General features: G+C 73.6%; 22 protein-coding genes, 1 tRNA gene and 1 pseudogene. 5 read left to right on the forward strand and 19 right to left on the reverse strand.

The genetic code is table 11. The annotated features are described in order from the left end of the window. Positions 1–19: 19 nt before the first annotated feature. Both ACGFI2_RS18105 and ACGFI2_RS18110 read right to left on the reverse strand, forming a co-directional pair. Positions 20–895: a DUF1028 domain-containing protein gene (locus ACGFI2_RS18105; protein WP_393518019.1), complete on the reverse strand. Its 876-nt coding sequence runs from the start codon at positions 893–895 to the stop codon at positions 20–22. Beyond that, entirely contained in the window at positions 892–1,599 is a 708-nt protein-coding gene (locus ACGFI2_RS18110; RefSeq protein WP_393518022.1) for a low temperature requirement protein A, read from the reverse strand. Before ACGFI2_RS18110 ends, ACGFI2_RS18105 begins: the two co-directional genes overlap by 4 nt. A 145-nt stretch (positions 1,600–1,744) precedes the next feature. On the opposite strand from ACGFI2_RS18110, the gene ACGFI2_RS18115 reads away from it, so the two are divergent. Next, on the forward strand, positions 1,745–2,725 hold the full coding sequence (locus ACGFI2_RS18115; RefSeq protein ID WP_393518189.1) for an LLM class F420-dependent oxidoreductase: 981 nt from the start codon (positions 1,745–1,747) through the stop codon (positions 2,723–2,725). Between the two features lies 1 nt (position 2,726). Further along, positions 2,727–3,527, forward strand: a complete 801-nt coding sequence (locus ACGFI2_RS18120; protein WP_393518024.1) for an SDR family oxidoreductase — start codon at positions 2,727–2,729, stop codon at positions 3,525–3,527. 36 nt (positions 3,528–3,563) lie between these two features. Here the strand turns inward: ACGFI2_RS18120 and ACGFI2_RS18125 are convergent, their stop codons facing one another. The 5 genes from ACGFI2_RS18125 to ACGFI2_RS18145 form a co-directional block, all read right to left on the reverse strand. Then, positions 3,564–5,888: a DUF3488 and transglutaminase-like domain-containing protein gene (locus tag ACGFI2_RS18125; RefSeq protein ID WP_393518026.1), complete on the reverse strand. Its 2,325-nt coding sequence runs from the start codon at positions 5,886–5,888 to the stop codon at positions 3,564–3,566. Beyond that, positions 5,864–7,018, reverse strand: coding sequence for a DUF58 domain-containing protein (locus ACGFI2_RS18130; protein ID WP_393518028.1), 1,155 nt, complete (start codon positions 7,016–7,018; stop codon positions 5,864–5,866). The genes ACGFI2_RS18125 and ACGFI2_RS18130 overlap by 25 nt, the downstream gene beginning before the upstream one ends. 2 nt (positions 7,019–7,020) lie before the next feature. After that, a complete protein-coding gene (locus ACGFI2_RS18135) occupies positions 7,021–8,016 on the reverse strand; it encodes a MoxR family ATPase (protein ID WP_181569257.1) in 996 nt (331 codons plus the stop codon). Positions 8,017–8,042: 26 nt separating this feature from the next. Beyond that, positions 8,043–10,676, reverse strand: coding sequence for a fibronectin type III domain-containing protein (locus ACGFI2_RS18140; RefSeq protein ID WP_393518030.1), 2,634 nt, complete (start codon positions 10,674–10,676; stop codon positions 8,043–8,045). 144 nt (positions 10,677–10,820) lie between these two features. Then, positions 10,821–11,696: a fibronectin type III domain-containing protein gene (locus tag ACGFI2_RS18145; RefSeq protein ID WP_393518192.1), complete on the reverse strand. Its 876-nt coding sequence runs from the start codon at positions 11,694–11,696 to the stop codon at positions 10,821–10,823. A 214-nt stretch (positions 11,697–11,910) separates the two neighbouring features. Here ACGFI2_RS18145 and ACGFI2_RS18150 point away from each other — a divergent pair, with 214 nt between their 5' ends. Continuing rightward, on the forward strand, positions 11,911–12,216 hold the full coding sequence (locus ACGFI2_RS18150; RefSeq protein WP_393518195.1) for a hypothetical protein: 306 nt from the start codon (positions 11,911–11,913) through the stop codon (positions 12,214–12,216). A gap of 1,439 nt (positions 12,217–13,655) precedes the next feature. Here the strand turns inward: ACGFI2_RS18150 and ACGFI2_RS18155 are convergent. Then, positions 13,656–13,829: pseudogene (locus tag ACGFI2_RS18155) on the reverse strand (hypothetical protein); the annotation flags it as partial. Between the two features lie 199 nt (positions 13,830–14,028). On the opposite strand from ACGFI2_RS18155, the gene ACGFI2_RS18160 reads away from it, so the two are divergent. Beyond that, positions 14,029–14,112: transfer RNA gene (locus ACGFI2_RS18160), tRNA-Leu, on the forward strand. 28 nt (positions 14,113–14,140) lie between these two features. Here the strand turns inward: ACGFI2_RS18160 and ACGFI2_RS18165 are convergent. The 9 genes from ACGFI2_RS18165 to ACGFI2_RS18205 form a co-directional block, all read right to left on the reverse strand. Then, on the reverse strand, positions 14,141–15,064 hold the full coding sequence (locus ACGFI2_RS18165; RefSeq protein ID WP_393518032.1) for a recombinase family protein: 924 nt from the start codon (positions 15,062–15,064) through the stop codon (positions 14,141–14,143). A 739-nt stretch (positions 15,065–15,803) separates the two neighbouring features. Next, positions 15,804–16,529, reverse strand: a complete 726-nt coding sequence (locus ACGFI2_RS18170; RefSeq protein WP_393518035.1) for a wax ester/triacylglycerol synthase domain-containing protein — start codon at positions 16,527–16,529, stop codon at positions 15,804–15,806. 5 nt (positions 16,530–16,534) lie between these two features. Further along, entirely contained in the window at positions 16,535–17,053 is a 519-nt protein-coding gene (locus ACGFI2_RS18175) for a flavodoxin domain-containing protein (protein WP_393518037.1), read from the reverse strand. A gap of 195 nt (positions 17,054–17,248) precedes the next feature. Beyond that, positions 17,249–18,745: a DUF4389 domain-containing protein gene (locus tag ACGFI2_RS18180; RefSeq protein ID WP_393518040.1), complete on the reverse strand. Its 1,497-nt coding sequence runs from the start codon at positions 18,743–18,745 to the stop codon at positions 17,249–17,251. A 294-nt stretch (positions 18,746–19,039) separates the two neighbouring features. Next, positions 19,040–19,711 carry a BON domain-containing protein gene (locus ACGFI2_RS18185; protein ID WP_393518042.1) on the reverse strand — a complete coding sequence of 224 codons (672 nt, stop codon included), beginning with the start codon at positions 19,709–19,711 and terminating at the stop codon, positions 19,040–19,042. 103 nt (positions 19,712–19,814) lie between these two features. After that, a complete protein-coding gene (locus ACGFI2_RS18190) occupies positions 19,815–20,279 on the reverse strand; it encodes an Hsp20/alpha crystallin family protein (protein ID WP_393518044.1) in 465 nt (154 codons plus the stop codon). A 460-nt stretch (positions 20,280–20,739) separates the two neighbouring features. Further along, positions 20,740–21,468, reverse strand: a complete 729-nt coding sequence (locus ACGFI2_RS18195; protein WP_393518045.1) for a GAF and ANTAR domain-containing protein — start codon at positions 21,466–21,468, stop codon at positions 20,740–20,742. Positions 21,469–21,565: 97 nt separating this feature from the next. Next, positions 21,566–22,291 (reverse strand): GAF and ANTAR domain-containing protein, encoded by a 726-nt coding sequence (locus ACGFI2_RS18200; protein ID WP_393518047.1) that lies wholly within the window; start codon positions 22,289–22,291, stop codon positions 21,566–21,568. 119 nt (positions 22,292–22,410) lie between these two features. Next, a complete protein-coding gene (locus ACGFI2_RS18205) occupies positions 22,411–22,851 on the reverse strand; it encodes a hypothetical protein (protein ID WP_393518050.1) in 441 nt (146 codons plus the stop codon). Between the two features lie 283 nt (positions 22,852–23,134). Between ACGFI2_RS18205 and ACGFI2_RS18210 the strand changes: the two genes are divergently transcribed. Next, entirely contained in the window at positions 23,135–24,175 is a 1,041-nt protein-coding gene (locus ACGFI2_RS18210) for a zinc-dependent alcohol dehydrogenase family protein (protein ID WP_393518052.1), read from the forward strand. A 256-nt stretch (positions 24,176–24,431) separates the two neighbouring features. Here ACGFI2_RS18210 and ACGFI2_RS18215 read toward each other — a convergent pair whose 3' ends face one another. Together ACGFI2_RS18215 and ACGFI2_RS18220 are read right to left on the reverse strand one after the other, a co-directional pair. Then, positions 24,432–24,977: a universal stress protein gene (locus tag ACGFI2_RS18215; RefSeq protein WP_393518054.1), complete on the reverse strand. Its 546-nt coding sequence runs from the start codon at positions 24,975–24,977 to the stop codon at positions 24,432–24,434. Continuing rightward, complete coding sequence (locus ACGFI2_RS18220; protein WP_393518056.1) at positions 24,965–25,453, reverse strand: hypothetical protein; 489 nt, start codon at positions 25,451–25,453, stop codon at positions 24,965–24,967. Before ACGFI2_RS18220 ends, ACGFI2_RS18215 begins: the two co-directional genes overlap by 13 nt. Positions 25,454–25,948: the final 495 nt, after the last annotated feature.

The raw sequence follows: 25,948 nt of genomic DNA on the forward strand, positions 1-25,948 counted from the left end.
TTCGGCGGCCGGGGCGGGGTCAGCCCGCCGGTCCGACGGAGCCGGCCGCGGACGGACGACCCGCCGCGCCGCGTCGCAGGTGGTCCAGCACGATCGGGTCGATCCGGCCGGGCACGAAGCGTTCCTCCAGGTTCTCCAGGCCGGACCAGGCGGCGAGCGCGTCGTCCAGACCGGCCGGCCCCACCGGGTGCCCGGCGGCGGCGAGCAGCTCCGCCACCTCGACGGCGAGCGGGCCGGTGAGGTCGCGCAGGGTGGCCGGGTCGGGACGGCCGAAGATCATGGTGTGCAGGCCGAGCAGGCGACGCAGCTCGGCGACCGGGTCGGGATGGTCGTCCACGCGCAGGTCGACCAGCTCGTCGCCGGTGCCGGCGTAGCCGCCGTGGCGTTGCACCACAAGCAGCGCGGCGCTCTGCCGGCCGCGCCGGTCGCCGCCGGCCCGGTCACCGGCGGCCAGCGCGGCCAGCATCCGCTGCGGGAACGGCAGGTCGGTGCCGGTGAGCCAGGCGTCGCGCATCGCGTCGATCACCTGTGGGCCGTCCAGGATGTTGCCCTGCGCGGCCCATCCGTCGCCGGCCTGCCCACCGGCCCAGGGGTGGCAGTGCGGGCCGGTCCAGGTGGCGCCGACGCCGGCGGCTCCGACCACGGCGAGCTGCCGGTCGTCGCGCCCGGGGTCGGCGGCGACGAGGCCGGCCACCGCGTCGGCGGCGGTGACGCCGGTGCGCAGCATGGTCAGCGCCTGCGAGCGGTAGGCGAGGTTGGCGTGCGCCTGGGTGGCCACCGCTCCGACCCGCGCCTCGGCGGCCGGCACCAGCGCCCCGGCGGCGAGGAACCGGCTGGCCACGGCCACGCCGTGCAGGTGCCCGTCGGCGGAGCGGGCGACGAGCGAGAAGGTCACGGCCGGATGGTAGCCCGGGTGCGGGCGTGGCGTCTCCGCACCGGCCGGAGGCGATCGGCGTGGTCAGAACGCCGGCCGTGGATGTCCCAGCGGGAGATGGTCGAGCGGCCGAGCCCCGGGATCGGCCAGCCGAACCGGTTGCCGAGGTACTCCACCAGCAGCGCGGTGCTCCAGAGCGCCACCCGGGCGTCGGTGGGCAGCACCTCACCGGCCAGCCAGAGCACCGCGGAGACGCAGTACGTGATCAGCATCCGCAGCTTCAGCCGGCGGTACTGGATCCGGCGCAGCACCAGCAGCAGGATCGCCGAACGGCCCACGTTCGCCACCACGTACGCGACGGCGAACGCCAGCCCGGTCCCGCTGAACGCGCGGGGAACGGCCACCCCCATCACCATCGCCGACACCAGCGCGGTGATCACGATGACCTGCAGCCAGAGGTGGTACGGGTCGTAGCGGCTGGTGGTCCACGCGGTGCCCTGCCACAGCATCCAGAGCGCGAGCAGCAGCAGCAGCAGCGTCTTGCCGCCGCCGGTCACCGCCGACCAGGTGCTCTGGCCGCCCTCCAAGGCGAGGTCCTCGAACGCGCGCGCGGAGATCCGGGTCAGCGCGAACACGTAGACCAGATCGAAGAAGAGCTCCAGGAACGTGGCCCGTACGCCGTCGCCGTCGGCTGAGCGCAGCGCGGCCGGCTCGGCGATTCTCACCGCCGTCTCCCGCTCTCGCCGATGCCCACCCGGAAGTCGTAACACTCCTACCAGGCAGAACTGCGCAAATTACGTGTATCGTCTCCGATCTTGCTCCGGACGATGGTGGGCGGGCACGATCGACCGGGTGACGAACCGATGGGGCATGACCGTTCCGCTGGGCGGCATCACGCTCGCCGACCACGCCGCCGTCTACGCCGCCCTGGACGAGGCGGGCTTCACCGACGTCTGGTCGTCGGAGGTGGCCGGTGCCGACGCGTTCACCCCGCTCGCGCTCGCCGCCGCCTGGTCGCCCCGGCTGCGGCTCGGCACCGCGATCACCCCGGTCTTCACCCGAGGGCCGGGGCTGCTGGCGATGAGTGCCGCCGCGCTGGCCGAGGCCGCGCCGGGTCGCTTCGCGCTGGGCGTCGGCGCGTCCTCGCCGGTGCTGGTGCGCGACTGGAACGCGGTGCCGTTCGACGAGCCGTACCGCCGGACCCGGGACGTGCTGCGTTTCCTGCGGGCCGCGCTGCGCGGCGAGACCGTCGACGGGGCGTACGACACGTTCTCGGTGCGGCGGTTCACGCTGGAACGCCCACCGGCGGTGCCGCCGCCGGTGCTGCTCGCCGCGCTGCGCCCGCGCATGCTGCGGCTCGCCGCCGCCGAGGCCGACGGCGTGATCCTCAACTGGCTGGCCGCCACCGACGTGCCGACCGCGCTCGCCGAACTGGGGGAGCGCCGCCCCGGCTTCCAGGTCGCCGCCCGGATCTTCGTCTGCCCCACCGAGGACGCCGGGTACGCCCGCGCGCTGGGCCGCCGCCTGATCACCAGCTACCTCACCGTGCCCGCCTACGCGGCCTTCCACCGCTGGCTGGGCCGGCAGGACAGCCTGGGAGAGATGTGGCGGGCGTGGGAGGCCGGCGACCGGCGCGGCGCCGCCGCCGCGGTGCCCGACGACGTGGTCGACGCGCTGGTGCCGCACGGCTCGCCCGAGCGGTGCGCGGCCGAGGCCCGCCGGTACGCCACGCACGGCGTCGACGTGCCGGTGCTGGCGGTGCTGCCCACCCCGGAGACGACCGAGGGCGGCGCGGCGACCTGGCTCGACCTGCTGCCCCGGCTCGGGGCCGGCACCGGGGAGGTGGCCTGAGATGAACCTGACCGACCGGGTGGCGGTGATCACCGGCGGGGCCGGCGGCATCGGCGCGGCGCTGGGCCGCCGGTTCGCCGCCGAGGGCGCCGCCGCCGTGGTGCTGGCCGACCTGGCCGCCGACGCGGCCCGCGCGGCGGCCGAGGCGATCGGCCCGGTCGCCACCGGCGTCGGGCTGGACGTCACCGACGAGACGGCGGTCCGCGCGCTGGTCGACGAGACCGAGCGCCGCCACGGCCGGATCGACCTGTTCTGCGCCAACGCCGGGGTGGCCACCGGCGGCGGCCTCGACGCGCCCGACGCCGACTGGGACCGGGCCTGGCGGGTCAACGTGCTCGGCCACCTGCACAGCGTCCGGGCGGTGCTGCCGGGGATGCTGCGCCGGGGCCAGGGACACCTGCTGCTCACCTGCTCGGCGGCGGGCCTGCTGACCGCGGTCGGCGACGCCCCGTACACCGCCACCAAGCACGCGGCGGTCGGCCTCGCCGAGTGGGTGGCGATCACCCACCGGGACGACGGCATCCGGGTCAGCGCGCTCTGCCCGCAGGGAGTGGACACCCCGATGCTCGCCGACGGCCTCGCCGAAGGGCACCTGGGCGCCCGGGTGATCGCCGCGTCCGGCGCGGTGCTCAACCCGGACCAGGTGGCCGACGCGGTCATAGCCGGGCTGGCCGAGGAGCGGTTCCTCATCCTGCCCCACCCGGAGGTCGCCGACTACGCCCGCCGCCGGGCCGAGGACCCGGACGGCTGGCAGGCCGGCCTGCGCAAGCTCGTCCGCAAGCTGCGCGCCGCCGACCGCTGACCGAGGATCAGCCGGAGCGTCCACGGCCGGCAGAACTCAGCGCCAGCGCAGCGGGCCCGGGTGCACCCGCCACCACAGCCGCCGCCACCGGTGCCGGGCGTCCCGCAGGGCATCGCCGTACGAGGTGACCACCGCCGCCGCTCGCTCGGCCTGGTCGGGAGTCGTGGTGCCGGGCGCGAAGGCGACCTGGTTGATCAGGTCGGCCAGCTCGTCCACCTCGCGGCCGGCCGCCACGGGATCGTCCCCACCCGTGGCGGCGCGGGCCTCGACGAGCGCGCCCCGGGCCCGCTCGGCCACCTCCGCCGCCGACAGGTCGTCACCCACCGGGCGGCCGGCCAGGCGCAACGCGTCGGTCAGCTCCCGCCAGGCGCCCGCGATCCGCCCGCCGGGATCACCCCGGTCCAGCCGGGACCGGCTCAACCGGCGGCGCATCGCGGCCAGGGCCGCCAGCACCGCCCCCACCAGCAGCAGCAGGCCACCGGCGCCGCCGCCCACCAGCACCGGCGTACCCGGGCCGCGCTGAGCCGGGCCGGGCGCGGGCGCGGCAGCCGGCGGTGTGGCCGTGGGCTGCTCGGTCGGCGCCGGCACCTCCGACGGCGGCGGCTCCTCCGGCTGCGGCCGGAAGTCCTCCTCCACCGGGCGGGGCTCCTCGTCCGGGCGCGGCATCGGGTCGAACGGCACCCAGCCGACGCCCTCGAACAGCACCTCCGGCCAGGCGTACGCGTCGGCGGCCCGCACCGGCCCGTCCGACTTCGGGCGGAAGCCGACCACCACCCGGGTGGGCAGCCCGGCGAGCCGGCCGAGCACCGCGAACGCGGCCGCGAACTGCTCCGACGTCCCCCGCTGCCCACCGCCGTTACGCGGTCCGAACAGGAAGAACGTCAGATTCGGGTAGGCGTGCCCGCTCGGCGCGTCGGCGGTCACCCGGTAGTGCTCGGCGAGGAACGTGGCGATCGCGTCCGCCCGCGCGTACGGGGCGCCGTTGGACTCGGCGAGCTGGGTGGCCAGCCGGCGCAGCTGCTCCGGCGCGCCGTCGGGCACCCGCAGCACCCGGGACACCGCGTCACCGGCCGGCACGTTCGCGGTGGTGACCAGATTCGGGTCCGGCGTCTCCCGGACCGAGGACACGTCGTAGCGCAGCCCCGGCGCGAGCCCTTCCGGCCGGATCAGCGTCCCGCTCGCCGGGTCGTACGCCACCCGCGCGCCGCCCACCTCGCGCGGCGTGGGCACGGCCGGCAGCAGCCGCCCGGTCAGGTCGGCCACCGTGATCTCCTGGCGCACCGCCTCGGTCGTCGCGCCCGGCGCGGGATCGACCGCGGGCAGGATCCGCCCCGCGTTGCGGTACGTGGCGCCCACCCGCCAGGTCACCCCGTCGTAGTCGCTGAGCACCGCCAGTCGGATCCTCGGCAGCCCGCCCTCGGCCGAGCCGGCGACCGTGCGCACGTCGAGCAGCCGCTGGTCCGGGTTCAACGCCCAGCCGGAGATCCGGATCAGCGGGTTCTCGTCCAGCGACTCCACCTGCGGCGGCTCCACGTAGCGGCGCGGGTCGACCGGACGCTCGTCGACCTGAGCGGCCACCACCGGGGCCAGCAGCGCGGCGAGCGCCACCACCACGGCCAGCCCGGCCGCGCTCGCCGCGGCCAGCCGCAGTCGCACCGCCGCCCGTACCGCCGGGGTGAGCCCGGCCACCGGGTCGGCCGCGTCCGGGCCGGACCGGCCTCCGGGCGCCGCCAGGCCGGCCGCCGCGACCGCCGCGAACAGCACCGTCGGGCCGACCGCCGGCGCCGCGTTCGGCCCCACCACGTAGAGCGCGCCGGCGTAGAGCAGCGCCGGCGGCAGGTAGCCCAGCAGCACCCGGCCGGCCCGCAGCGCCACCTCGGCGGCGGTCATCCCGGCCAGCCAGGCCGCCACCACCGGGACCAGCACGGTGTCCGGCGCCGGCTGCACCGGGATCATCGCGGTGAGCAGCCGGGGGATCGCGTTGCGGGCGGCGTCGCCGGCCACCTCGCCCAGCCCGCCGGGCAGCGCCGCGTGGCTCGCCGCCAACCGCAGCGACAGCAGCGTCCAGCCGGCCAGGGCGGCCACCGACACCGGCGCCACCAGCCAGGACGGCAGCCGCCGGGCGGCCACGCCGACCAGCACCGAACCGGCCGCCGCGCCGACCATCAGCCGGGTCAGCAGCGGGTCCGCGTACACCCGGCCCAACACCACGCCGGAGAGCGCCACCAGCACGACAAGCGCGACCGGCACCACCGCCGCCCGCAGCGCCCCGGCCACCCGCCCGCGCGCCGGCGCGTCCGGCGGCGTCGCGGTGCCCGGGCGCGGCGGCGTCACGGTCACCACCGGCGGATCCCGTCCCACTCGGCGGCGAACGCCGCGCCGTCGGCCGCGTCCAGCACCACCAGGCCGGTCGCGGCGGCCGCCGTCGGGGCGGGCGCGCCGAACATCCCCACCACCACCGACGGGTACGCGCCGCGCAGCGCGCCGACGTGCCCCAGCTCGTCGCCGGCGCCCGGACCGGTGAGGAAGACAAGCGTGTCGCCGAGCCGCTCCTGGCGCAGTCGGCTCGTCGACGCCGACAGCACCTCCGTCCCGCCACCGGCCAGCTCGACCGCGGCGAGCCGGTCCAGCGGCCCGGCCGCCCCCGCCGGCTCGACCTCGGCCGGCGCGACCAGCAGCAGGTGCACCGGAAGGTCCTCCCGCACCGCCGCGGCCACCACCGACGCCGCCGCCTCGCACGCCGCCTCGAACGACTCCGCCACCCCGGCCGACCGCACCGGGTGCGCGGCGGCACGGTTGTCCAGCACCACCACGAGGCGCGGCAGGCTGGTGTCCACGTTCTCCCGCACCATCAGCTCACCCACCCGCGCGCTGGTCCGCCAGTGCACCCGGCGCAGCTCGTCGCCGACCACGTACTCCCGCAGCGAGTCGAACGTGATCGACCCGTGCGGCACGCTGTCGGTGCGCCCGTCCAGGCTGCGCCCGGCGCCGGTGGGCACCGCGGACATCGGGTGGATCCGCGGGTGCACCCACACCGGCGCCGTGCCGCCGTAGCCGCGGGCCAGCGCCACCAGCCCGAGCGGGTCGCGGCGGACCACCCGGAGCGGGCCTACCGGCACCACCCCACGTCGCTGCGTCGGCACCGGGTAGCGCACCCGCGTGTCCCGCCCCGGACGCAACCGCAGCAGCGGCACCGGCACCAGCTCGCCGGCGCAGCGGTCCTCGGCCACCAGGTTCGCCGCCCGCAGCCGGCCGGTGTTGCGTACGGCCAGCTCCATCGCCGCCGGTTCGCCCCGGGCCACCCGGTCCGGGTCCGCGTGACGCTCGACCGTCAACCGGGGCCGCCAGGCGGCGGTCACCACGGCGTAGCCGACCGCCACGCCGGCCGCCGCGCCGAGCACGGTCAGCTCCGGGTACGCGTACCGGAAGCCGACCCCGAGCAGCGCCAGGGCGGCGACGAGCAGCCCGACCCCACGGGCGGTGATCCCCACGCTCAGCCGTGCACCGGCGCGGGCTGCCCCGACGGCAGCGGCACCGGCACCGAGGCGACCGCCTGGCGCAGCACCTCGGCCGGCGTGACGCCGCGCACCTGCGCGTCCGGGGTGAGCAGCAGCCGGTGCGCGAAGACCGGCTCGACCAGGGCCTTCAGGTCCTCCGGCATGATCCAGCCCCGCCCGTCGATCAGCGCGTAGGCGCACGCGGCCCGGGTCAGCGCGATCACCCCGCGCGGGCTCACCCCGACCCGCACCTGCGGATGGGTACGGGTGGCCGCGGCCAGCCGCACCGCGTACGCGTACAGCGGCTCGGCGATGTGCACCCGCCGGGCCATCTTCACCATCTCGCCGACCGTGGCGGTGTCGGTGACCGCGGTCAGCGAGTCGGGGGAGCGGACCGTGGCGCCGCGCAGCACCTCCACCTCGACCGCCTCGTCCGGGTAGCCGACGGAGAGCTTCACCAGGAACCGGTCGAGCTGCGCCTCCGGCAACCGGTAGGTGCCGTCCATCTCCACCGGGTTCTGGGTGGCCACCACCAGGAAGGGCTGCGGCACCGGGTGGCGTACGCCGTCCACGGTGACGGTCCGCTCCTCCATCACCTCCAGCAGCGCCGACTGGGTCTTCGGCGAGGCCCGGTTGATCTCGTCGGCGATCACGATGTTCGCGAACACCGGCCCCGGATGGAACTCGAAACCGCGGCTGGCCTGGTTGAAGATGGTCACCCCGGACACGTCCGAGGGCAGCAGGTCCGGGGTGAACTGGATCCGCCGCCACTCGCCCTTGACGGTCGCCGCCACCGCCCGCGCGAGCGTGGTCTTGCCGACGCCTGGCACGTCCTCCAGCAGCACGTGCCCCTGGGCGAACAGCGCGGTCAACGCCAGCCGGACCACCTGCGGCTTGCCCAGCACGACCGCGTTGACGTTGTCGGCCAGCCGGGCGGCCAGGGCAGCGAAGCCCTGCACCTCCGGCTGGCTCAGCGGCTCGTGCGTGTTCACGGGGTGCCTTTCGGAAGAGATCGCGGTCAGCAGGTGGGCAGCAGGTCGAGGTTGTCGCCGCCCTCCAGGTTGAGCCAGGCCCACGGCATGTAGTCGCGACCCTTGCTGTGATCCACGCGCACCCACCAGGTGCTGCGCTTGTCGTTGTTGTAGATGTAGGCGTAGACCTCTTCGCCCTTCTTCTTGCAGTAGGTCTTGAGCCGCGCGCCGCTGGGCTCCCAGCCCGCCTGCTTGCTGTTGTCCTGCTGGGTGACCGAGAAGATCTCGTTGCCGTTGCGCTCGCCGGGCACGTCCCGCGAGCAGTAGGTCGCCTCGGCGCCGGAGGAGCCGTTGCGGCAGGTCGCGATCCCGTACAGCGCGTCGGTGGTCTGGGCGCGGGTGGCCGTGCCCTTGCCGGCGGCGTTGCTCGCGGTCAGCGTCACCGAGTACGCCGTGCCCGGCGTCAGCCCGGTCACCCGCAGGCTCGAACAGCTCCCGCTTGCCGACTTGCCGCCGGTCGCGGCCGTGCAGGTGGCCTTTCCGCCACCGGCGTCCACGGTGAACGTCACCGTCACCGAGGTGGCGTCGGCCGACGACCCGGTCACCGTGATCCGGGGCGCGGCCACGGTGCGGGCGGTGGTGGTGGCCTCCGCGCCGGCGCCGGCCTCGTTGACCGCCTTGACCTTCACCGTGACGTTCTGGCCGTCGCCGAGCCCGCCCACGGTCGCCCGGACGTCGGTCACCTCGACAGTCTTTCCACCGGCCTCCACCACGTACTTCGTCACCGGGCGGCCGTTCTCCACCGCCGGCGACCACTGCACCGCGACGGTGCCGGGCTGGTCGGCCACGGTGGACGCGCGCAGCTCGGTGGGCGCGTTCGGCGCCGCGAACGGCACCACCGTGTTGCTCACCGGCGACGCCTTCGACCCGGCGCCCTTCTCGCTGACCGCGGTCACCGTGAACGCGTACTGCGTGCCGTACTCCAACTGGCCGGCCGGCACGACCAGCTCCGTCTTCGGCGACTCCCCGGCCGGGGCGCTCGCGCCGGCCGAGGTCGCGGTCACCGCGTACCGGGCGACCTTGTTGCCCTGGCCGTTCGCCTCCGGCCAGCTCACCCGGACGGTGCCGTCGGGACGCGCCTCGGCGGTCACCGCGGTCGGCGGGTCCGGCACCTCGGCGGTCGGCACGACCGGGTTGCTGCGGCGCGCCGGACCGTCGCCCTTGGCGTTCACCGCGTGCACCGAGAAGGTGTACGTCTCACCGTTGGTCAGGCCGGTGATCTCCAGCGCGCGCTGGTTCGCGCCCACCTGGTGGGTCTGGCCGCCGCCCTCGACCACGTACCGGGTGATCTCGGCGCCGTTCGACGAGGCCGGCTGCCAGCTCACCCGCGCCGAGGCGTTGCCGGCGGCGGCGCGGACCGACTTCGGCGCGCCCGGCTTGCTCACCTTCGGCTTCTTCGGCGGGGGCGGCGGCGGGGGAGCCGGCGGCGGGTCGCCGCCGAGCACGTCGTTGGCGTACTTGTTGACCTCACGGACCCGGTTCTGGTCGTCTACCACCTGCGCGGTGGACGAGTCCGGCGGGTTGATGAACAGGTGGTTCTCGCGAACCTCCAGCTCCACCGGCCCGGGCCGGCCGGAGCCCTTGATCGTCTCCACCAGCTGCCCGGCGGCGTCGAACGAGTAGACCGTGCCGGTGTCCTCGTCGGCGCAGTAGAACCGCCCCGCCCAGGCCACCGCGGGGCTGAGCCGGGCGCCGGCGCCGGGCACCGTGAACCGCTTCACCTCGGCGCCGTCGCGGACCACGTGCACCGACCGCTCACCCGGGACGGTCACCGGCACCTGCGGCCCGCTGGTGCGCGTCGGCAGGTTACCGGGGGCGGTCATGGTCAGGTCGGCCCGCCGCGTGTCACCACCGGTGACCGTCACCAGCGACGCCGACGTGCGGTCCAGCACCGCCACGCCTTCGTCCAGCGTGGACACCACCAGCTCGTGCGCCGGCTCCGCCACGTCGTACGTCTCGACCCGCTTCGGGCTGAGCCCGGCGGGCGGCGCCTCACCCGGCGTGGCCGGCAGGTCGGCGGCGGTGACCGCCGAGACGGTGCCCTCGCTCGGCACCGCGATCCACAGCTTGCCCTCGCCGTCGAACGTCCCGCCGGTGACGCCCGGCGGGTAGCGCACCGGCTCGCCCACCGGCGTCAACGCCCGCGGGTCGAGCTGCCGCACGATGCCCTGCACCGCGTCCACCACGAACGCCGCGTCGTCGTGCAGCGCGACGCTGACCCCCAGCCCCGGCGCGGTCGGCGTGGTCGCAGTGATCTGCAACGTCGCCAGGTCCAGCGAGCTGACCTGGCCGGTGTTGAGGTCCCGCAGGATCAGCAGCCGGTCGGTCTGGGCCACCTGCATCTGGTGGCGTCGCCCGCCGGGCACCTCCATCCGGGTGTCCACCCGGGCGGTGATGCCGTTGACCCGGGCCAACTCGCTGCGCGTGGTGCTCCACAGCCAGGACGAGGAGTCGAAGTTGGCCACCGCGTTGTCGGCGGCGCCGAGCCCGAGCACCGTCAACCCCATCGCGGCCAGCAGCGCGGCCACGGTGCCGATGGTCACCAGCCCGCCGCGCATCCGCTTCCGGGGGCGGGCCGTCTCCGGCCCGGCGGTGCTCGTGACGTCCTCGATGGTGGTCACAGCCGGCTGCCTTCCCGCGTCGGTGGGGGAGGCGCCAACCGTGGCCGACCCTCCCCAGAGCCGGGAGCCATCATAGGTGCCGGCCGGGGCTGGTGAAACCCGCACCGTCCCGCTGTGGACACCGAGCGTGTCCTCGGTGGCCGTTCAGTTCGGCGTGCCGCCGCCCTCCCGGTCCGTGCAGACCTGACCCGAGGTGGCGTACGTGTCGGTCGAGTAGACCGCCAGCACGGTGAAGCAGTAGTCCAGCTTCGCGCTTAACCCGTTCACCGTGTAGCGGGTCTGCCCGGCGTCCACGGTGGCCATCACCCCGAGCTTCTGCCCGGCGCGCCCCCCGGCCACCACGAACGGCACCGCGCCGCCGGTCGGGTCGGTCCAGGTCACCGTGATCGTGGTGGTGTCGTCACGCAACCGAAGGTCACCCGGGGGAGGTCCGGTCACCTTCGGCTTCACCGCGGTGGGTGCCGGCGCCGGCGGCGCGGCGTCCCGGTTCAGCCACACCGCGCCCCCGGCGACCACGGCCACCACCGCCAGCACCGCACCGCCGACCACCAGGGCCAGCACCGTCCGGTTGCGGCCACGCGGCTCCGGCTGCTCCGCCACCGGGTACGCGGCGCTCTGGTGGAACGCGGGCGGCACCGCCGGCCAGGAGCCCTGCTCCGGGTACGCCGCCGGCTCCGGCCGCGTCGACTCGGGAAAGTCCAGCAACCCGTCGTAGACCGGCAGCGACCGCCCCTCGACCGGCTCGTCCCCCGCGATGCTCCGGTCCGGCCCGACGCCGACGTGGCCCTCCTCGGCGATCAGGGGCTCCTCGACCGGGCCGGGGGCGTAGGCGTCCGTCACCGGCCCGGCCTCGGCCGACCGGTCGACCGGCTGTGGCGGCGCCACACTGCTCCACGGTGGCGCGGTCAACCCCCACGGCGGTACGGGCGTGCCGCTGACCGGCGCGGCCGGCGGCCCACTCACCGGCGGGTAGCCACTGACCGGCACCCCGCTGACCGGATACGCGGCAGGTCCGCTCACCGGGTATCCCGGGGGTCCGCTGACGGGGTGCGCGGGCGGTGCGCTGGCCGGGTATCCGGGGGGTCCGCTGGCCGGGTATCCGGGGGGTCCGCTGACGGGGTGTGCGGGCGGTGCGCTGGCCGGGTATCCGGGGGGTCCGCTGACGGGGTGTGCGGGCGGTGCGCTGACGGGAGGTGTCGGCGGTGCGTTCAGCGGGCGCCCGGCTGCCGGGATCGTGCTGCTCGGCGGTCCGCTCACCGGGAGCCCGCTCATCGGCGGTGCGCTGACAGGAGGTGTGCTCGCCGGGGTCGTGCCGCGCGGTGGTGCGGTGATCGGTGGTCCGCTCACGGGCGGTCCACTCATCGGCGGCCCGCTCACGGAGGGTGCGCCTGCCGGCGGCGCGCTGACGGGAGGCGCGCTGACGGCTCGCGCATCCGGGCGCGATTCGTCCGTCGGGCCGGGCGCGGCGGGCGAGGGCGAGGAGGCGGCGGCCTGCCGTTCCGCTTCCTCGCGCAGCAACGGACCGATCTGCTGCACCTGAATGGTCGGCTTGTCCCAGCCCGGAGCGGACGTCGCCATGCCCGAAGGGGAGTCGCCCACCGCCGGTCCGGCCGGCTGGACCGGCGTGTGCGCGGGCGGGGCGACCGCCGGCCCGGGCCCCTGCTCCGGAGCTGCCGCCGGCGGTGGCGCAGCCATCGGCGCAGGTGCCGGCGGACCCGATACCGGCACCGGGGCGGGCGGTACGGGGATCGGCGGGGTGGCCGGGACGCTCGGCGGTTGCGGCAGGACGCCACCCGCCGGCGGGCCCGAGACCGGGGCCGGGTGGCGGGGTGCCGGCGGCACGCTGGACGGAGGCGGCGCCACCGGCGCGGCGGGCGCGGGCGTCGTGCGGGCCGGCGCACCTGGATCCGCCCCGGCTGCGGGCGGCGGTGACGGCCGGCGGGGCGGCGGGATGACCGGCGCCGGAGGCAGCGGAACAGCCGCGGCGGTCGACGCCGGTCGCCCGGGGAGCGGCGGCGGGACGAGCGGCGGCCGGGGCGGGACCGGCGTCACACCGTGGCCCGGCGCGACCGGCGTCACTCCCGGGACCTGCGGGGCGGCGGGGGTGCGCGGCGGGACCGTCGCGGGCGGCGGGGCGGCGTGGGGCGGCGCCGGCGAGTGGGGGGCGGCCTGATCGGGCTGCCCCGAGGAACGTGCGAGGGCCTGGTCGGGGGGCGCGGAGAAAAGCGCGGTCGCCTGGTCGGGTGGTGTCGAGAAGCGCGGGGAAGCCGGCGCGGGGGGCGCGGAGAAGGGGGCCGTGCCCTGGTCGGGGGGTGCCGAGAAGCGGGCGGTGGTCGGTTCGGGCGGTGCCGGGAAACGCGTGGCCGCGTCCCCGGACGGCGTCGGAGGGGGCGCCCAGGGACTCGCCTGCCGATCCGCTCCGGAAGGCGGGGCCGGGGGTGCCGACGCGGGGATCACCGGGGGAGGCGGCAGGGGCGTGCTCCGGGGCGGCTGCGCGGAACCTGGCCGGGGCGCCCGGGATGCCGGCCCCGGCGGTGGCGCCCACTCGGCCCCCGGCGCCGGTCCCGCGGTGGGCGCGGGGGGTGGCGGTGGGACGGGACGGGGAGGGTAGGAGGGCGTGACCGCCGGCAGCGACACGGTGGGCCCGGACAAGGCCGGATCGGGGGAACCGCCGGCAGCGGCGGCGGAGCCGCCGGGAGGTGGGCCGTAACCGCCGGGAGCGGCGGCGGAGCCGCCGAGGTAGTGGCGGGCTGCGCGTACCGCGGGATGGTCCGGACCGAGCACGGCGGGCCCGGCGGTGGCCACCCGGCCGTAGTTGCGGCGGGCCTCGTGCCGGTTGCCCAGCTCCTCCGCCACGCCGGCGAGGTCGAAACTGAGGGCGAGCATCAGCGGATCGGCGTCACCGCGGCGGCGCTCGCCCGCCGCGTACGCCTCCTCGAGGACCCGTCGGGCGGCGGCCGGGTCGTCGGCCTCCCGGTGCAGCCGGGCGAGCAGGTGACCGGTGGCCAGGACGTCCTGGTGGTCCTCGCCGTACGCCGGTCGGGCCGCGGTGATCGCGTCGGTGAGCAGGCGGCGGGCTCCGGTCAGGTCGCCCGCGGCGCGAAGCGCCAGGGCCTGGTGTTGCGCGGCGGTCAGCGGGGAGGGGTGGGACACGTGAGCAATGCTGCCCGGACTCGCTGGTTCCGCGCTACCCGCCTGGATCGCAGGGGGTCTGAGCTGCTCGAACGTGGCGCCGCTGTGGTGATGTGCATGATCGTTCCGGGCCGTGTACAGTAATCCCCCGTGCGGCCCGCCGGGCCGGCCGATGCGGTGAGGCGATCACCTCGGTCGATTGGGTAGGCTGGACGTGCAGGTCCGGGTGGCGGAATGGCAGACGCGCTAGCTTGAGGTGCTAGTGCCCGTATAGGGCGTGGGGGTTCAAGTCCCCCCTCGGACACGTTAGCCCCCACGGGTGGTCTTCACGGTCAGTGGAGCGCCTCGGTGGGGGTTACTGCTGTTCCGCGCTGGTTCGGGACCGCGGATGCCCGGTGCGCCGGCACCCGGGCAGGGATCTCGGTGATGGTCAGTGTTCCGCCGATTGCGCAGGTGACGTGCAGATCGTGCTCGAGTAGTGCGTCGGTGACGGCATGGGGGTCGGTGGCCGGGACGCCGAGCCACTCGGCGAGTTGTGTGATCGCTTTGGCTTCGTGGATGTAGACGTTGCGCGGCCGGGGCGCGTCACCTGTTGAGGCGGTGCGGTGGCCGTGGCGGCAGCGGTAGGCGGCGTGCTTGTTGACCCAGTGCGCGTCGAGGATCCGGTCGCATTCCTGGCAGTGGATCAGTCCGGTGAGTAGGTAGCGTCCGCTCAATCCGTCGGCCGGTGCGGGCAGGGCGTTGGCCTGCTGGGCGGCGACGAAGTCGTGTTCGCTGACCAGCGGCGGATGCGCTATGTCCCGGGAGATCACCCATTGCTGCATCAGGTTCCAGCGGCGTGCCTCCGACTGGCCGAGGAGGTCATCGGCGGCGTCGAGTGGGCCGCGGTCGGTGTGCTGCCGGTTCCAGACTTGCCGGCCGGTGTAGCGGGGGTTGGCGAGGAGCGACGCCACCGTGCGCAGGGTCCATCCCGTGCCGCTGCGGTGCGGGTTTCGGCCGGGGTCGACGCTGGACGGGCAGGGCACATGCTGATCGTTGAGGTCGCGGGTGATCCCGGCGACGCTGCGGCCGGCGAGGCGCTGGGCGAACATCCACTGCAGGTGCGGGGCGGTGGCGGGGTCGGGTTCCAGCCGGTGGGCCATGCGTCCCCATTTGGCGTGGGCCCGGTTCGGGTGCGGGCCCGCGTCGGCCAGCCGGTAGCCGTAGGGCGGTCGGCCGCCGAGATGACGGCCTTGCTCGACCACCTGGGCGCGCATCGCCGCCTTGGCCCGAAACCGGGAGCGTTGGACCTCTCGTTTCGAGTGCACGCCGAGCAGGGCCAGCAGCGACAGGTGGAACTCGTTGCTGGCGTCGACCGGTCCGTTGAGCTCGGGCAGCCAACAGCTGCACGCCGTACAGGTTGAACAGCGGCGCGAGGTCGCGGAACTGGTTGCCGTAGAACGCTCGCTCGAACTCTCCCACGACCACCGCGTCGAACCCCCGGCCAGGGTCCGCGAGAGCTGCCAGTAGTCGTGCGGCTTGCGGGCGGCGCGTCCAGGGCACCTGACGGGACTCGCCGACGTCGAAGAACTCGGCGACGATTACGCCCCGGCCGTCGATCACGTCCTCGGCGAAGTCGCGCTGCCACCGCGCCGACGACAACCGGTCCTGGAACTCCCGCGTCGACATCCGGCCGTAGAACGCGAACCGAATGCCCAAGGGATTGTGTGTTGTCGGGCGCCGTCTCCGCGGGCGGCCTCGCCGGTTCGGCTGCCGTGTCCACCAGCCGAGCAGGTCAGGGCCATCGAGCTCCGGCGCGTACTGCATCAGAACCCTCCCATGCCGAGGCTTGCCGTCAGCCATAGCTATCGACATGGATGGACAACGATGGAGCGGCCTGTAGGACTCGGCCAATTGCAACATCTGCGCGGCATGCCTGGCTACGCCAGGACCACCCGGGGGTGTATCTGGTTGTGGTGACGTTGACCGACGACGGGATCTTCTTCACTGGCCTGATCAACGCGACACGGAACCACCAGCCGTGACCTCCGGGATTCCCCGCGTGTTGGTTGGCCTGGGCTGCTTCGTTGACGTGGTGGCAGGCGGCCTCGGGTAGGGAGAATTGCCGCCCGTGGACGCCGTGAGCGCCCGCAGCCGCGCGCCGGACGCGTCGAGGAAGAGAGCGCGGCGGCCCGGTCGGTGCCCGGGGAATTCGGGCTCCGACGCGGTGGGCGCCCCGTCGACCAGCCGGGCGAGGACGGCCAGGCCACCGATACCGTCGGCGAGGACGTGGTGGAGCATCACGATCAGCGCGGCCCTGCCGTAAGCCATGTCGGTGACCAGGGTGGCCGGCCACAGCGCTCGGTCGATCGGCAACGGGTGGATGACAACGTCGGCGGCGACGCCGAGCATGGCGGTCTTATCGCCTGGAGAGGGGCAGGCGACGGCGTCGACGTGCCGGCCCACGTCGAAGTCCGGGTCGTCGAGCCAGACGGGTCGCCCGGCCCCGAGCGGTGCCCGGACCAGGCGCTGCCGCAGCCGCAGCACCGAGGACAGACGTCGACCGATCACGTCGCGGACAGCGGTCAGGTCCACCGCGGTGGCCGCGCCGAGGACGAGGACCGCCGCGACCTGCATCGGTGAGCCGGGAACCTCGCAGGTGAGCTGCATCAGGTCGGTGGGACTCGTCCGCTCGATCACCGTGCGCGGGCCGGCGGTGGGTGGAGCGCCGACGGTACGCACCCGCGTCAGGTCCCCTCGGCCGGAGCGTCGGCACCGGTCAGTTCAGCGGCGATCTGCGTTCCCCAGGCGTCGATCGCGGCCCAGTCCCGGAAGTCGCCGTCCGGTACGTGCAGCATGGCTACCACGGCCTTCTCGGCGAAGCCGAGCCGGTGCCGGTCCAGGCGCCCGGCGAAGAGGCGATGTTCACGGGCGCGCGTGGAGGTGACGATAGCGCGGATCTCGGCCGGTTCCTCGGTGGGCTTCGGCGGTACGCCGATCGGGCCGACCGAGAACAGCCATACCGGACGCGGAGAACGCGTCGCGATCCGGTCCGCGAGGTGACGGGCGTGGCCGAGCCACCGTCCCAGGTAGACGGCGCTGCCCAGGACCACCGCGTCGTAGGCGCTCGCGTCACTCACCTCGGCGGCCGGACGAACATCGACGACGGCGTCACCGCGCAGACCGACCCGCAGCGTCAGCGCGATGCGGGTCGCGACCTGGTCGGTGGAGCCGTGTCTGCTGGCGCTGCTGACAAGAACCCTCACGGTCGTCGCTCGATTCTGATGGTCCTGTTCGGGTGTGGGTAGTGCCGGAGGTCACCGGGGCGCTACGTTCGGCGCCCTGAGGGGCGCGGTTCCGAGGCCGTCGTCCAGGGCGACGACGAACGGGAGCGGCACCTCGTACGCCTGGTCTGATTGCTTGCTGGTGAGGTGGGTGTCGTTGGCGGGTGCTTTGGTGGCTCAAACGAGAGCCGGGACCGGAGTCGGAACCGGCGGCGAGGTCGGCGACCCACCCGGCGGGTTGGGCGGGTGGCGGCGGCCGATCCGGGTCGCGCCAAGGTAGACGAGCCAGAATCCGAGTATCACCAAGGCTGTTGCGCCACCCAGCAGGCCGACTGCCAGCGGCGTCGGATCGGGAACCTGCGTCGCGACCGTGACGGTCGCGGGGGAGACAGCTGGGGTGCCGTCGGCGTTGGTGAGGACCACGGCGAAGTCGCCGTCGGTGGCCTGCCAGTTCAAGACCGTCGGGGCCGCACCGGTGGCGGTGGCGGTGGCGAGCCAGAAGCTCTGCCCGGCTGGGGCGGGCACGCCGCGGACGGTGCCGCTGGTGCGCTCGTACCGGCTGCCGGTCCTGGTGAGGTTGATGATTCCGTCGTGGGCGGTGCCGGTAAGCCATTCGTCGACGGCGTTCTGCTCGGCGATACCGAGAAACAGCGGTGTCCCGGCCGCGCTGGTCGCGGTGACGCGGACCCCACCGATGCTGCTGAGGTTGCGCGTCCACAGATCACCCACGTGGAGGCTGACTCCCTCCACGGTGATCGCCGCCGTCGGGCTGCTGACCTGCAGCCTCGGGCTGGTCACGTAGCCGTTGGCGTCCCTGTTGTGACCGAGGCCGATGAGGGCCGCGCCTGCCGCGCCGGTGCCGGCGCCCAGCAGGAGCATCGCCACCCCGGCGACCAGGGCGACCGCCGGAGTAGCCGCTGATCCCTGCGCCGCGGGTCCCTGCGGCGGGGCTTCGGTGATCAGGCGGGCGCCGTCGTCGGCATGGGGTTGGATCGACGAGCCGTCGGGGCTGTCGGGTCCGGTCGGGCCGTCGGGCTCGTCGTCGCCCTGGTCGAGGCGGAACGGCGGGTACCGGGTGGTGAGCAGCGCCAGGTAGGCCGTCACCCGCAGGCTCCACCGGGCGACGCCGAGCAGCAGGTCGTAGAGGCCACGGGGGTAGCGGCCGGCGAACAGCAGGCCGGTTCCCGCGATGAGCAGACCGAGGCCGACGACGCCGAGCGGCATCGAGGCTGCTGTGTCGTCGCTCCGGAACCGCCAGGCGGCGCCGCTGAGCGCTCCGATCAGCGCCAGGTGCGGGATGGCGAAAAGCCAGGCGACCAGCGGCCGCCATCGGGGCTGCCGGGTCGGCGCTTCGACGTGTAGCCGGGCCGGGTAGTCGACGACGTCGGCGAGTGTGAACGGCGGGTACCGGTCCGTGCCGAGCACCTGGTAGCCGTAGTAGTTCACCCGCCAGGTCCAGCGCAGCACGCCCACGTTGAACGCGAAGATCGCCGGCGGGTACCGGCCGGTGACCAGCACCGCGACGTACGCGACAACGGTCGTCACGACGAACGCGACCCACAGCACCGCGAGGACCAGGTAGTGCGGTATCAGCAGCAGCCACTTCACCAGCCACAGCCATCGGCTCAGGGATTCTGTGCGGTGGGCATGCACCTGGACGGGAAAACGGTTCATGGCATCTCCGACATCTGTTACCTCGATCAGAACGCGACGCCGCCGCGCCCGTCAGTGCCGGACGACCCTGCGTACGGCCGCCTGTCCGCGGGGCGCTGACGCGACCGCCGTGGCGTGGACCGCGGATCTGGGCGGACTTGCGGGATCGCCGCGGGGTACGGCGACGCGGGCCGTGCCGGTCAGGGCGCACCACCCTGACCGGCGCCTGGGCGCGGGTGTTGCAGCGACGGGCAGAACCGGTGGTTCCTGGGTGCCCGCCGTGCTCACCGTCGATGGTTGACCGCGCCCCTGATGTCAGTACTGGATGCGGAGACGGTTGGTCACGTCGGTCACTCCGGGTGCCGACCAGGCGGCGTGCTCCGCGTCGGTGCGCTCGGACCAGGAGTGAACAGAACCTTCAAGGGTGACGGCACCATCCGAGTCGGCGGTGACCGTGGTGTTTCGACCGTCGGTCTGGGCGCCGCGCACCAGCGCGGCGGTGATCGCGGTCTTGATGCCCGCCGCCGAGGCGGTGGGCCGGATCGTGATCATGTTGAGGAGGTTGGTGACGCCCTTGAGGTGACGGACCGCCTGCTCGGCAGCTTCCCGCTGATAGTGCCACGGCACCTGACCTGCCAGCGTGACGATGTGGTTGTGGACGGTCGCTGTCACCAGGCCGTCCGGCACGCTTACGGAGCGATCGAGTGCCTGTCCGGCTTCGCGGGCGATGTCGGTGTCGGTGACATCTCCCCAGCGGGTATGCACCGTGATCTCCTCGGCGACGGCGGTGACGCCACGGACTCGCAGCACGGCGTGCTCGGCGAGGCGCTTCTCCGGGTAGCTGTCGACCTGCCCGGACAGGGTGATGGTGCCGTGGTTGACGGCGACACCGATGTGTGTGCTGTTCACGCCGGGCGTCCCCCAGGCGAGTTCCTCGGTCACCGCGGTCTTTAGTTCGGCATCTGTCCTCTGCATGGTGTGCGTCACGGCATTCTCATTCCCTCGAGTGGATGATCCACCTACGTCGTACCGGACTGTTCCTGGCGCTTGCTCGGCGGTCTCTGTCAGCGGGGGTGGGAGGTGGCAAGGGTCAGCCCGCGGTCCTGACCAGCCGGTCGGTCTCGGTGGCGGACCCATCGATCGCCTCGTGGTGGTCCTCGCCGGTACTCACGTCGATCCGACGCGGCTGAGCCTGCTCGGCGACGGGGATGGTTAACGTGAGCACGCCATCCTGGTAGTTCGCCACGATCGCGTCGAGGCTCAGGCCGTCGCCGACGATCAGCTGGCGGGCGTAGGACCCGCCGGAGCGCTCGTCGACCAGGAAAGTGGCGTCCTCGGGCGCGGCGGCGTTGCGGAGGGCTCGCACGGTCAGCGTGTTGCTCTCCTGGGTGACGTCGAGGGTTTCCACGTCGATGCCGGGCATGTCGAAGTGCAGGTGGAGCGCGTCGCCGTGTCGGTAGCAATCCATCGGCATCGTCTGCGGTAGCCGCCGTCCACCGAGGATCTCGTCGGCCAGTCGGTTCAGGTCATGGAACGGATCGAATCGGAGCAGCATGGCTGCATCACGCCCTCAAGGTACATCGATGGGCAACTGGGACGGTTCGGTCCCAGCCGAAGAAGTAGGTCGTGCCGACGGCTGACGCGTTGCCTGCCGGGATCAACGGCCGTGCGGCCCCGGTGATCGGGAGCGCGGTGCTGCCGTAGCGATAGCGCGACATGCTGCGTGATAGAGGTCGACTCGGTGGACGCCCCTGCTGGCAACGGAGGGGCACTCGACGGCTCTGGGCTCTTCGCCACCGGGGACCTGAGCGACAACCTCATCGTACGCCCTGCTGCGTCGGACCGCGATGTGGGTGATCGGCGTGCATCGTGGTGTCGGCAGCCGGTGTCCTCTGCCGATGGAGCCGGCGCCAACGGGGCCGTGTGCTGCCACACGATTCGTCGTCCGAGTGGGCGCGGCTGACGATCGACGGTGGAGGTCTCTTCCTTCAGCCGCGTCCGCCTGGGGCTGGTGATCAGCCGCGAGGGTGGGGGACCACGTTCGGGACGAGTTGCTCGGTGCCGTCGACGACTGCCTGAGCCAGCTCCGACAACCGGCGGTTGTGTCTGCGGGCACCGTCGCGCAGCAGGGCGAAGGCGTCGCTCACGTCGACCTGGAGGCGTTCGGCGAGGACGCCCTTGGCCTGTTCGATCAGGACCCGGCTGTTGAGCGCGGTCTGCAGTTGCTCGGTGAGGATGTCGCCGCGGCGGATGGCGCGGTGCTGAAGCAGCCCGATGGTCGCCACGTCGGCGAGCGCCTGGCCGATGCGCAGCTTGCCGTCGTCCAGGGCACCTGGCTGGACGTCGAACAGGTTCAGCGCGCCGATCACCTCGGTGCGCAGCCGCATGGGCAGGGCGTGTACCGCGGCGAACCCCACCTCGGCCGCGGCGGCGGAGAACCTCGGCCACCGCTGCGCGGCGGGCAGGTCGGTCACCGACACCGGTCGGCCGGTGCGGAAGCAGTCGACGCAGGGGCCCTGGTCGGTCTGCAGCTGGAACAGCTCCAGCAGCCTGGTCCGCTCGGAGGAGGCGGCGACCAGCTGCAGCGAATCCTGCTGGTCGGTCAGCAGCAACCCGGCCGCCGAGACACCCAGCAGCTCGACGCACCGCTCCGTCAGCACGTACAGGAACTCGAGCACGTCGAAGTCACCGACGAGCGTGTCGGCCATCTCCACGAACACGTCCGTCAACTGGCTCTCGGCCATGTCACCCACCTTCAGCCACACCATAGACCCACCGGTACGTCGGCGATACCGGACAGGAGGGCGGCTGGTACGTGAACGGCTCCACCGTCCCCGCTCGTCACGAGTCCCGCTCCGCTGCTGGTTCGGGCTCGAAGCGCAGGCGTCGGCCGACCACGTCGCCCGCCACGTCCCGCAGGCTTCGGTCGTGTGCGTACGCGTAGGCCCGAAGGCGGACGAGCGCCACGTCCACCGACACCCCCATCTGGACGGTGACCATCCCGGTGGCCTGATGCACCTCGGGATGCCGCAGTTCCGGCTGCGCGGGCCAACGCCCGTCCTGGTCCGGGCGGGACTGGGCCGGCCCGTCGAGGAGCACCGCGCACACGGTGTCAGCCAGGACCAGAGCATCGGCCAACTGCTCACCGTCGAGGTCCCCGGCACGCGCGCGGTAGAGATCCAACACACCGAGACGGATGCCGCCTATCTGCAGCGGCAGCGCGAACACCGCACGGACCCCGCCGGCCACGGCGGCCGGCGCGAACGCCGGCCAGCGGGCCTGGCAGTACGGTGCCGTCAGGTCCCCGACCAGGGCGGGGACGCCACTGGTCGCATCGACGGACGGCCCCTCCCCGAAGGTCACGGTCAGCTCCGCCACGCGAGAAGCGACCGGGTCACTGGCCCACAGCACCTCCCGCGGGGTGCTACGCAGTGATACCGCGACCGCGGCGGAGTCGGCACCGGTCACCGTCACCGACACCGCGCAGACATGCTCCACCGCAACGACGGCGCCACGCGCCTCGGCGACGACCAGGTCCCACAACCGGAGCCTGCGTTCGGGACTCATCGGCACGCCGTACCGCGCGAAGACCGACGGGTATCATCGGACCACGCCCGTCCCGACAAGACCACCGACGGGGCCCGGCACCGTCTGCCCCACCATCTGGTCGCAGGTGCGTCCGCGGTTCAGGACGCAGGTGCCGGACCGGTCCGGTGAGGCGGCCGGATCGGCGTTCCAGCCCGTGCCAACGGTTCCTTCCCGACAGTGAGAACGAATCCGCGACCGAGCGTGTCGTCGACGCCGGTAGCGCTCCGGCGTCGGTGCTGCTCGAACTCCGCAATCCTGTCTGCGACATGGCGAGCGGCAATGGCGTTCACCCACGCGAGTCCGTCGAGGTGGTGCGAGGCGTGCCCCGGCGCGAGCCGCCACACCTCCACGAAGACCGCCCGGGTCACGGCCACCGCGAGCGCCGGACTGTCCAGACTGTCCGACAGCTGGGTGAACACGGCGCGGACGAGCCGGCGGTAGAAGCGACCGAAGGCGGCCCGGTCGCGGTCGCCGATCCGCTTCACAAGATCACTGACTGTTTCCGGGCCCGGCATGACGACGTTCGGCGGAACCGACATCCGACGCTCCTGGAGGTGTGCCTGCGGCTACGGGGCACCACCAGGGACCAGGGCGGCTGGAACTACCGTCAGCGTACGCCGGCGGTCAAGCCCGGAGCCAGGCCAGGCCCCCCGTGGCACCGTGGCCGACGAGGCCGTCCGAGCACAACGCCGCCCGGGGGTCGGGCACCCGACGCGGTGGAACAGGGAGCCCGCCGCAGGCGCACGGCGCGTACCGTGAAGCTGTCGCTCTGGTCCCCGGTGGCTGCCCACTTCCGCCGCTCGACGGACCTTGGAGTTCACGATGAAGGCACTCGTCTATCACGGACCAGGCGCGAAGGCATGGGAGGACGTCGCTCTCCCCGAGCTCGCCACTGACAGCGACGCGATCGTGCGGGTCGACACGACCACGATCTGCGGGACGGATCTGCACATCCTCAAGGGTGATGTGCCGGCGATGGTGGACGGTCGGATCATCGGACATGAGGCGGTCGGCACCATCACCCAGGTCGGTGCCGCGGTCCGGACCACCGCGGTCGGCGATCGGGTGCTGGTGTCGTGCGTCAGCGCGTGCGGCGCCTGCCGGTTCTGCCGAGACCGCCGCTACGGCCAGTGCACCGACGGCGGATGGATCCTGGGCAACGAGATCGACGGGACCCAGGCGGAGTACGTGCGTGTTCCTTTCGCGGACAACTCGACCTATCCGGTGCCGGAGGGGGTGAGTGACGAGCAGTTGCTGATGCTGGCCGACATTCTGCCCACCGGCTACGAGGTCGGCGTCCTCAACGGCAACGTCCAACCGGGCGACGTCGTCGTCGTGGTGGGCGCGGGGCCGATCGGGCTGTCGGCGATCAGCGGGGCCCGGTTGTTCAGTCCCAGTCTGATCGTCGCGATCGACCGGTTGCCGGGCCGGCTCGACGCAGCGAAACAGTTCGGTGCCGACGTGCTCGTCAACAACGCCGAGCAGGATCCGATCGCGGCGGTGCGGGACCTCACCGGAGGGCTCGGCGCCGACGTCGCGATCGAGGCCGTCGGAGTGCCGGCGACCTTCGAGCTGGCAGTGGAGTTGGTGCGGCCGGCGGGGCGGGTCGCCAACATCGGCGTACACGGCAGACCGGTCACCCTGCACCTGGAGCGGCTCTGGTCGCGGGACCTGACGATCACCACGGGGTTGGTCGACACCTCTTCGACGTCGACCCTGCTGCGCCTGCTCGCCGCCGGCCGGGTCGACGCGGCGCGCTTCGTCACCCACCGTTTCGGCCTGGACGACATCATCCGGGCCTACGACACGTTCAGCGACGCCGGACGGACCGGAGCGCTGAAGGTCGTGCTCAGCCGCGTCTGACGTCCCGACTGCTGCCCCGCGGTCACGGACCAGGTCTGGCAGCAACGTCAGCCTGCAATTCCTCACCGGGTCACGGCCCGACCGGATACACCGGTCGGGCCGTGACCGTCTCCGGATCAGCGTGCCGCGCCCCCCAGCACGGCGCGCGCCCGGTCGCCGTGCCCCGCCGCGACGAGAACCTCGAATCGGCTTGGCACGGTGGCAGTTCGAGGGACGACGTCGTCGCGCCCTCCGGTCAAGCCGTACCCGGCGGCGGTCATCGCCGACTCCCGATCTCGTTCCGCTCGGGGTCGGTCGACGGGACCACCACGACCGGGCAGGGTGCGTGCTGAACGCAGTGCTGGCTGACCGATCCGAGCAGCATCCCGGCGAACGCGCCGTGCCCTCGGCTGCCCACCACCAGCATCTGCGCCCCGTGGGCGGCTTCGAGTAGCGCCTGGGACGGATGGCCGTGCACGACCCGGGTTAGAATCTCCGCCGGTGGCCGCCCGGCGGCCTCGTCCTCGACCGCCTCCGCGAGCATCTTTCCGGTGATGGCGGCGAGGTCGACGTCCTCGAACACCGACGGCGACCACCCGTACGCGAACCCGTACACGGGCGGGCCCTGCCACGCGCTGACGGCTTCGACCTTCGCGCCGGTCAACCGGCCCTGGCTCATCGCCCAGCGCAGTGCCGTTCTGGACCCCGCCGATCCGTCAACGCCGACGACGATGCGCCGGTCGTGTTCCTCGACCTGGTTCACCATGTCGTCGTCCTCCCGGCCTCTCGAGTCGCCGGCATCGGCCGGTCCTACCTCAGCCATGCGGATCGTCGTACCAATGGGATCTCGGCCCACCGCGCGCCCAGGCCCAGGGTGTGGCCGGCGCCCAGGAGGGCGAGGACGACCAGCACGGCGGCGTAGACGAGGTGGTCGTCCATGAACGGATTGCTGGCCGGCGGCAGGACCACGGTCCACATCATGACGGTGAGCAGCGCGCCGGCCCCGGCGGCCAGTCGCATCGCGACCCCGAAAACCAACGCGACACCAACCGCGAGCAGCGCCCCCATGAACAGCAGGTCCGTCAGCCAGCCGCCAGCGATCGAGTGGTAGAAGCCGGTGAACGGGCCGGTGGCCGCCGACCCCAGGAACCCCTTGGTCGGGCTGCCGCCGTTGACCCAGGACCTCGCCGCGGTCGTCTCGTGTCCCAGGCCGAACATCTTGTCCAGGAAGGCCCAGAGGAAGATCCAGCCCAGCGCGAGACGGATCCCCGCCAGCAGGTAACGGACCGGTGCGCTCAACTGCGGACCGACTCCCGTCCCGGCGGGTGGGGTCGCTCCGCGGTGTGCCGCGGTGGGTGCCGGACCGACCGGTTCACCCGGCCCGGGCAGGTGCCCAGCGACATCGGTCGCCGGTTGCGCCAGCCTGGCGGTTGGTACGGCGACGCGCGCCGCGCCGTTGTGGTCCTTGGCGATGTAGGCCATCGCACTCACATTCCCTCGCTGCTCAACTACGGGCCCACAGCCTGAAGAGACCATGGGTGGTTCCGGTTGCCAGGAAGGCGATCCACAGGCCGCGACATGCTCCACCACGCGTGTGGCGTTGTCGGCGGCAGTGGGGGACCGGTCAGCTCCTGGGCGGATCGACGACGGTGGGCGGTCAGCCACCGGGGGCCCGAGCGACGCCCTCACTCTACGCCCAGTCGGTGGAAAAGGCGCCGGGGGTTGTGCACTGATCGGTACGGGCGATCTCCCGAGGTGGGTGGGTGTCGGCTGCGGCGTGCCGCGCGTAAGGTC

The organism is Micromonospora sp. NPDC049282 (genome assembly GCF_043197045.1).
GTDB lineage: Bacteria > Actinomycetota > Actinomycetes > Mycobacteriales > Micromonosporaceae > Micromonospora.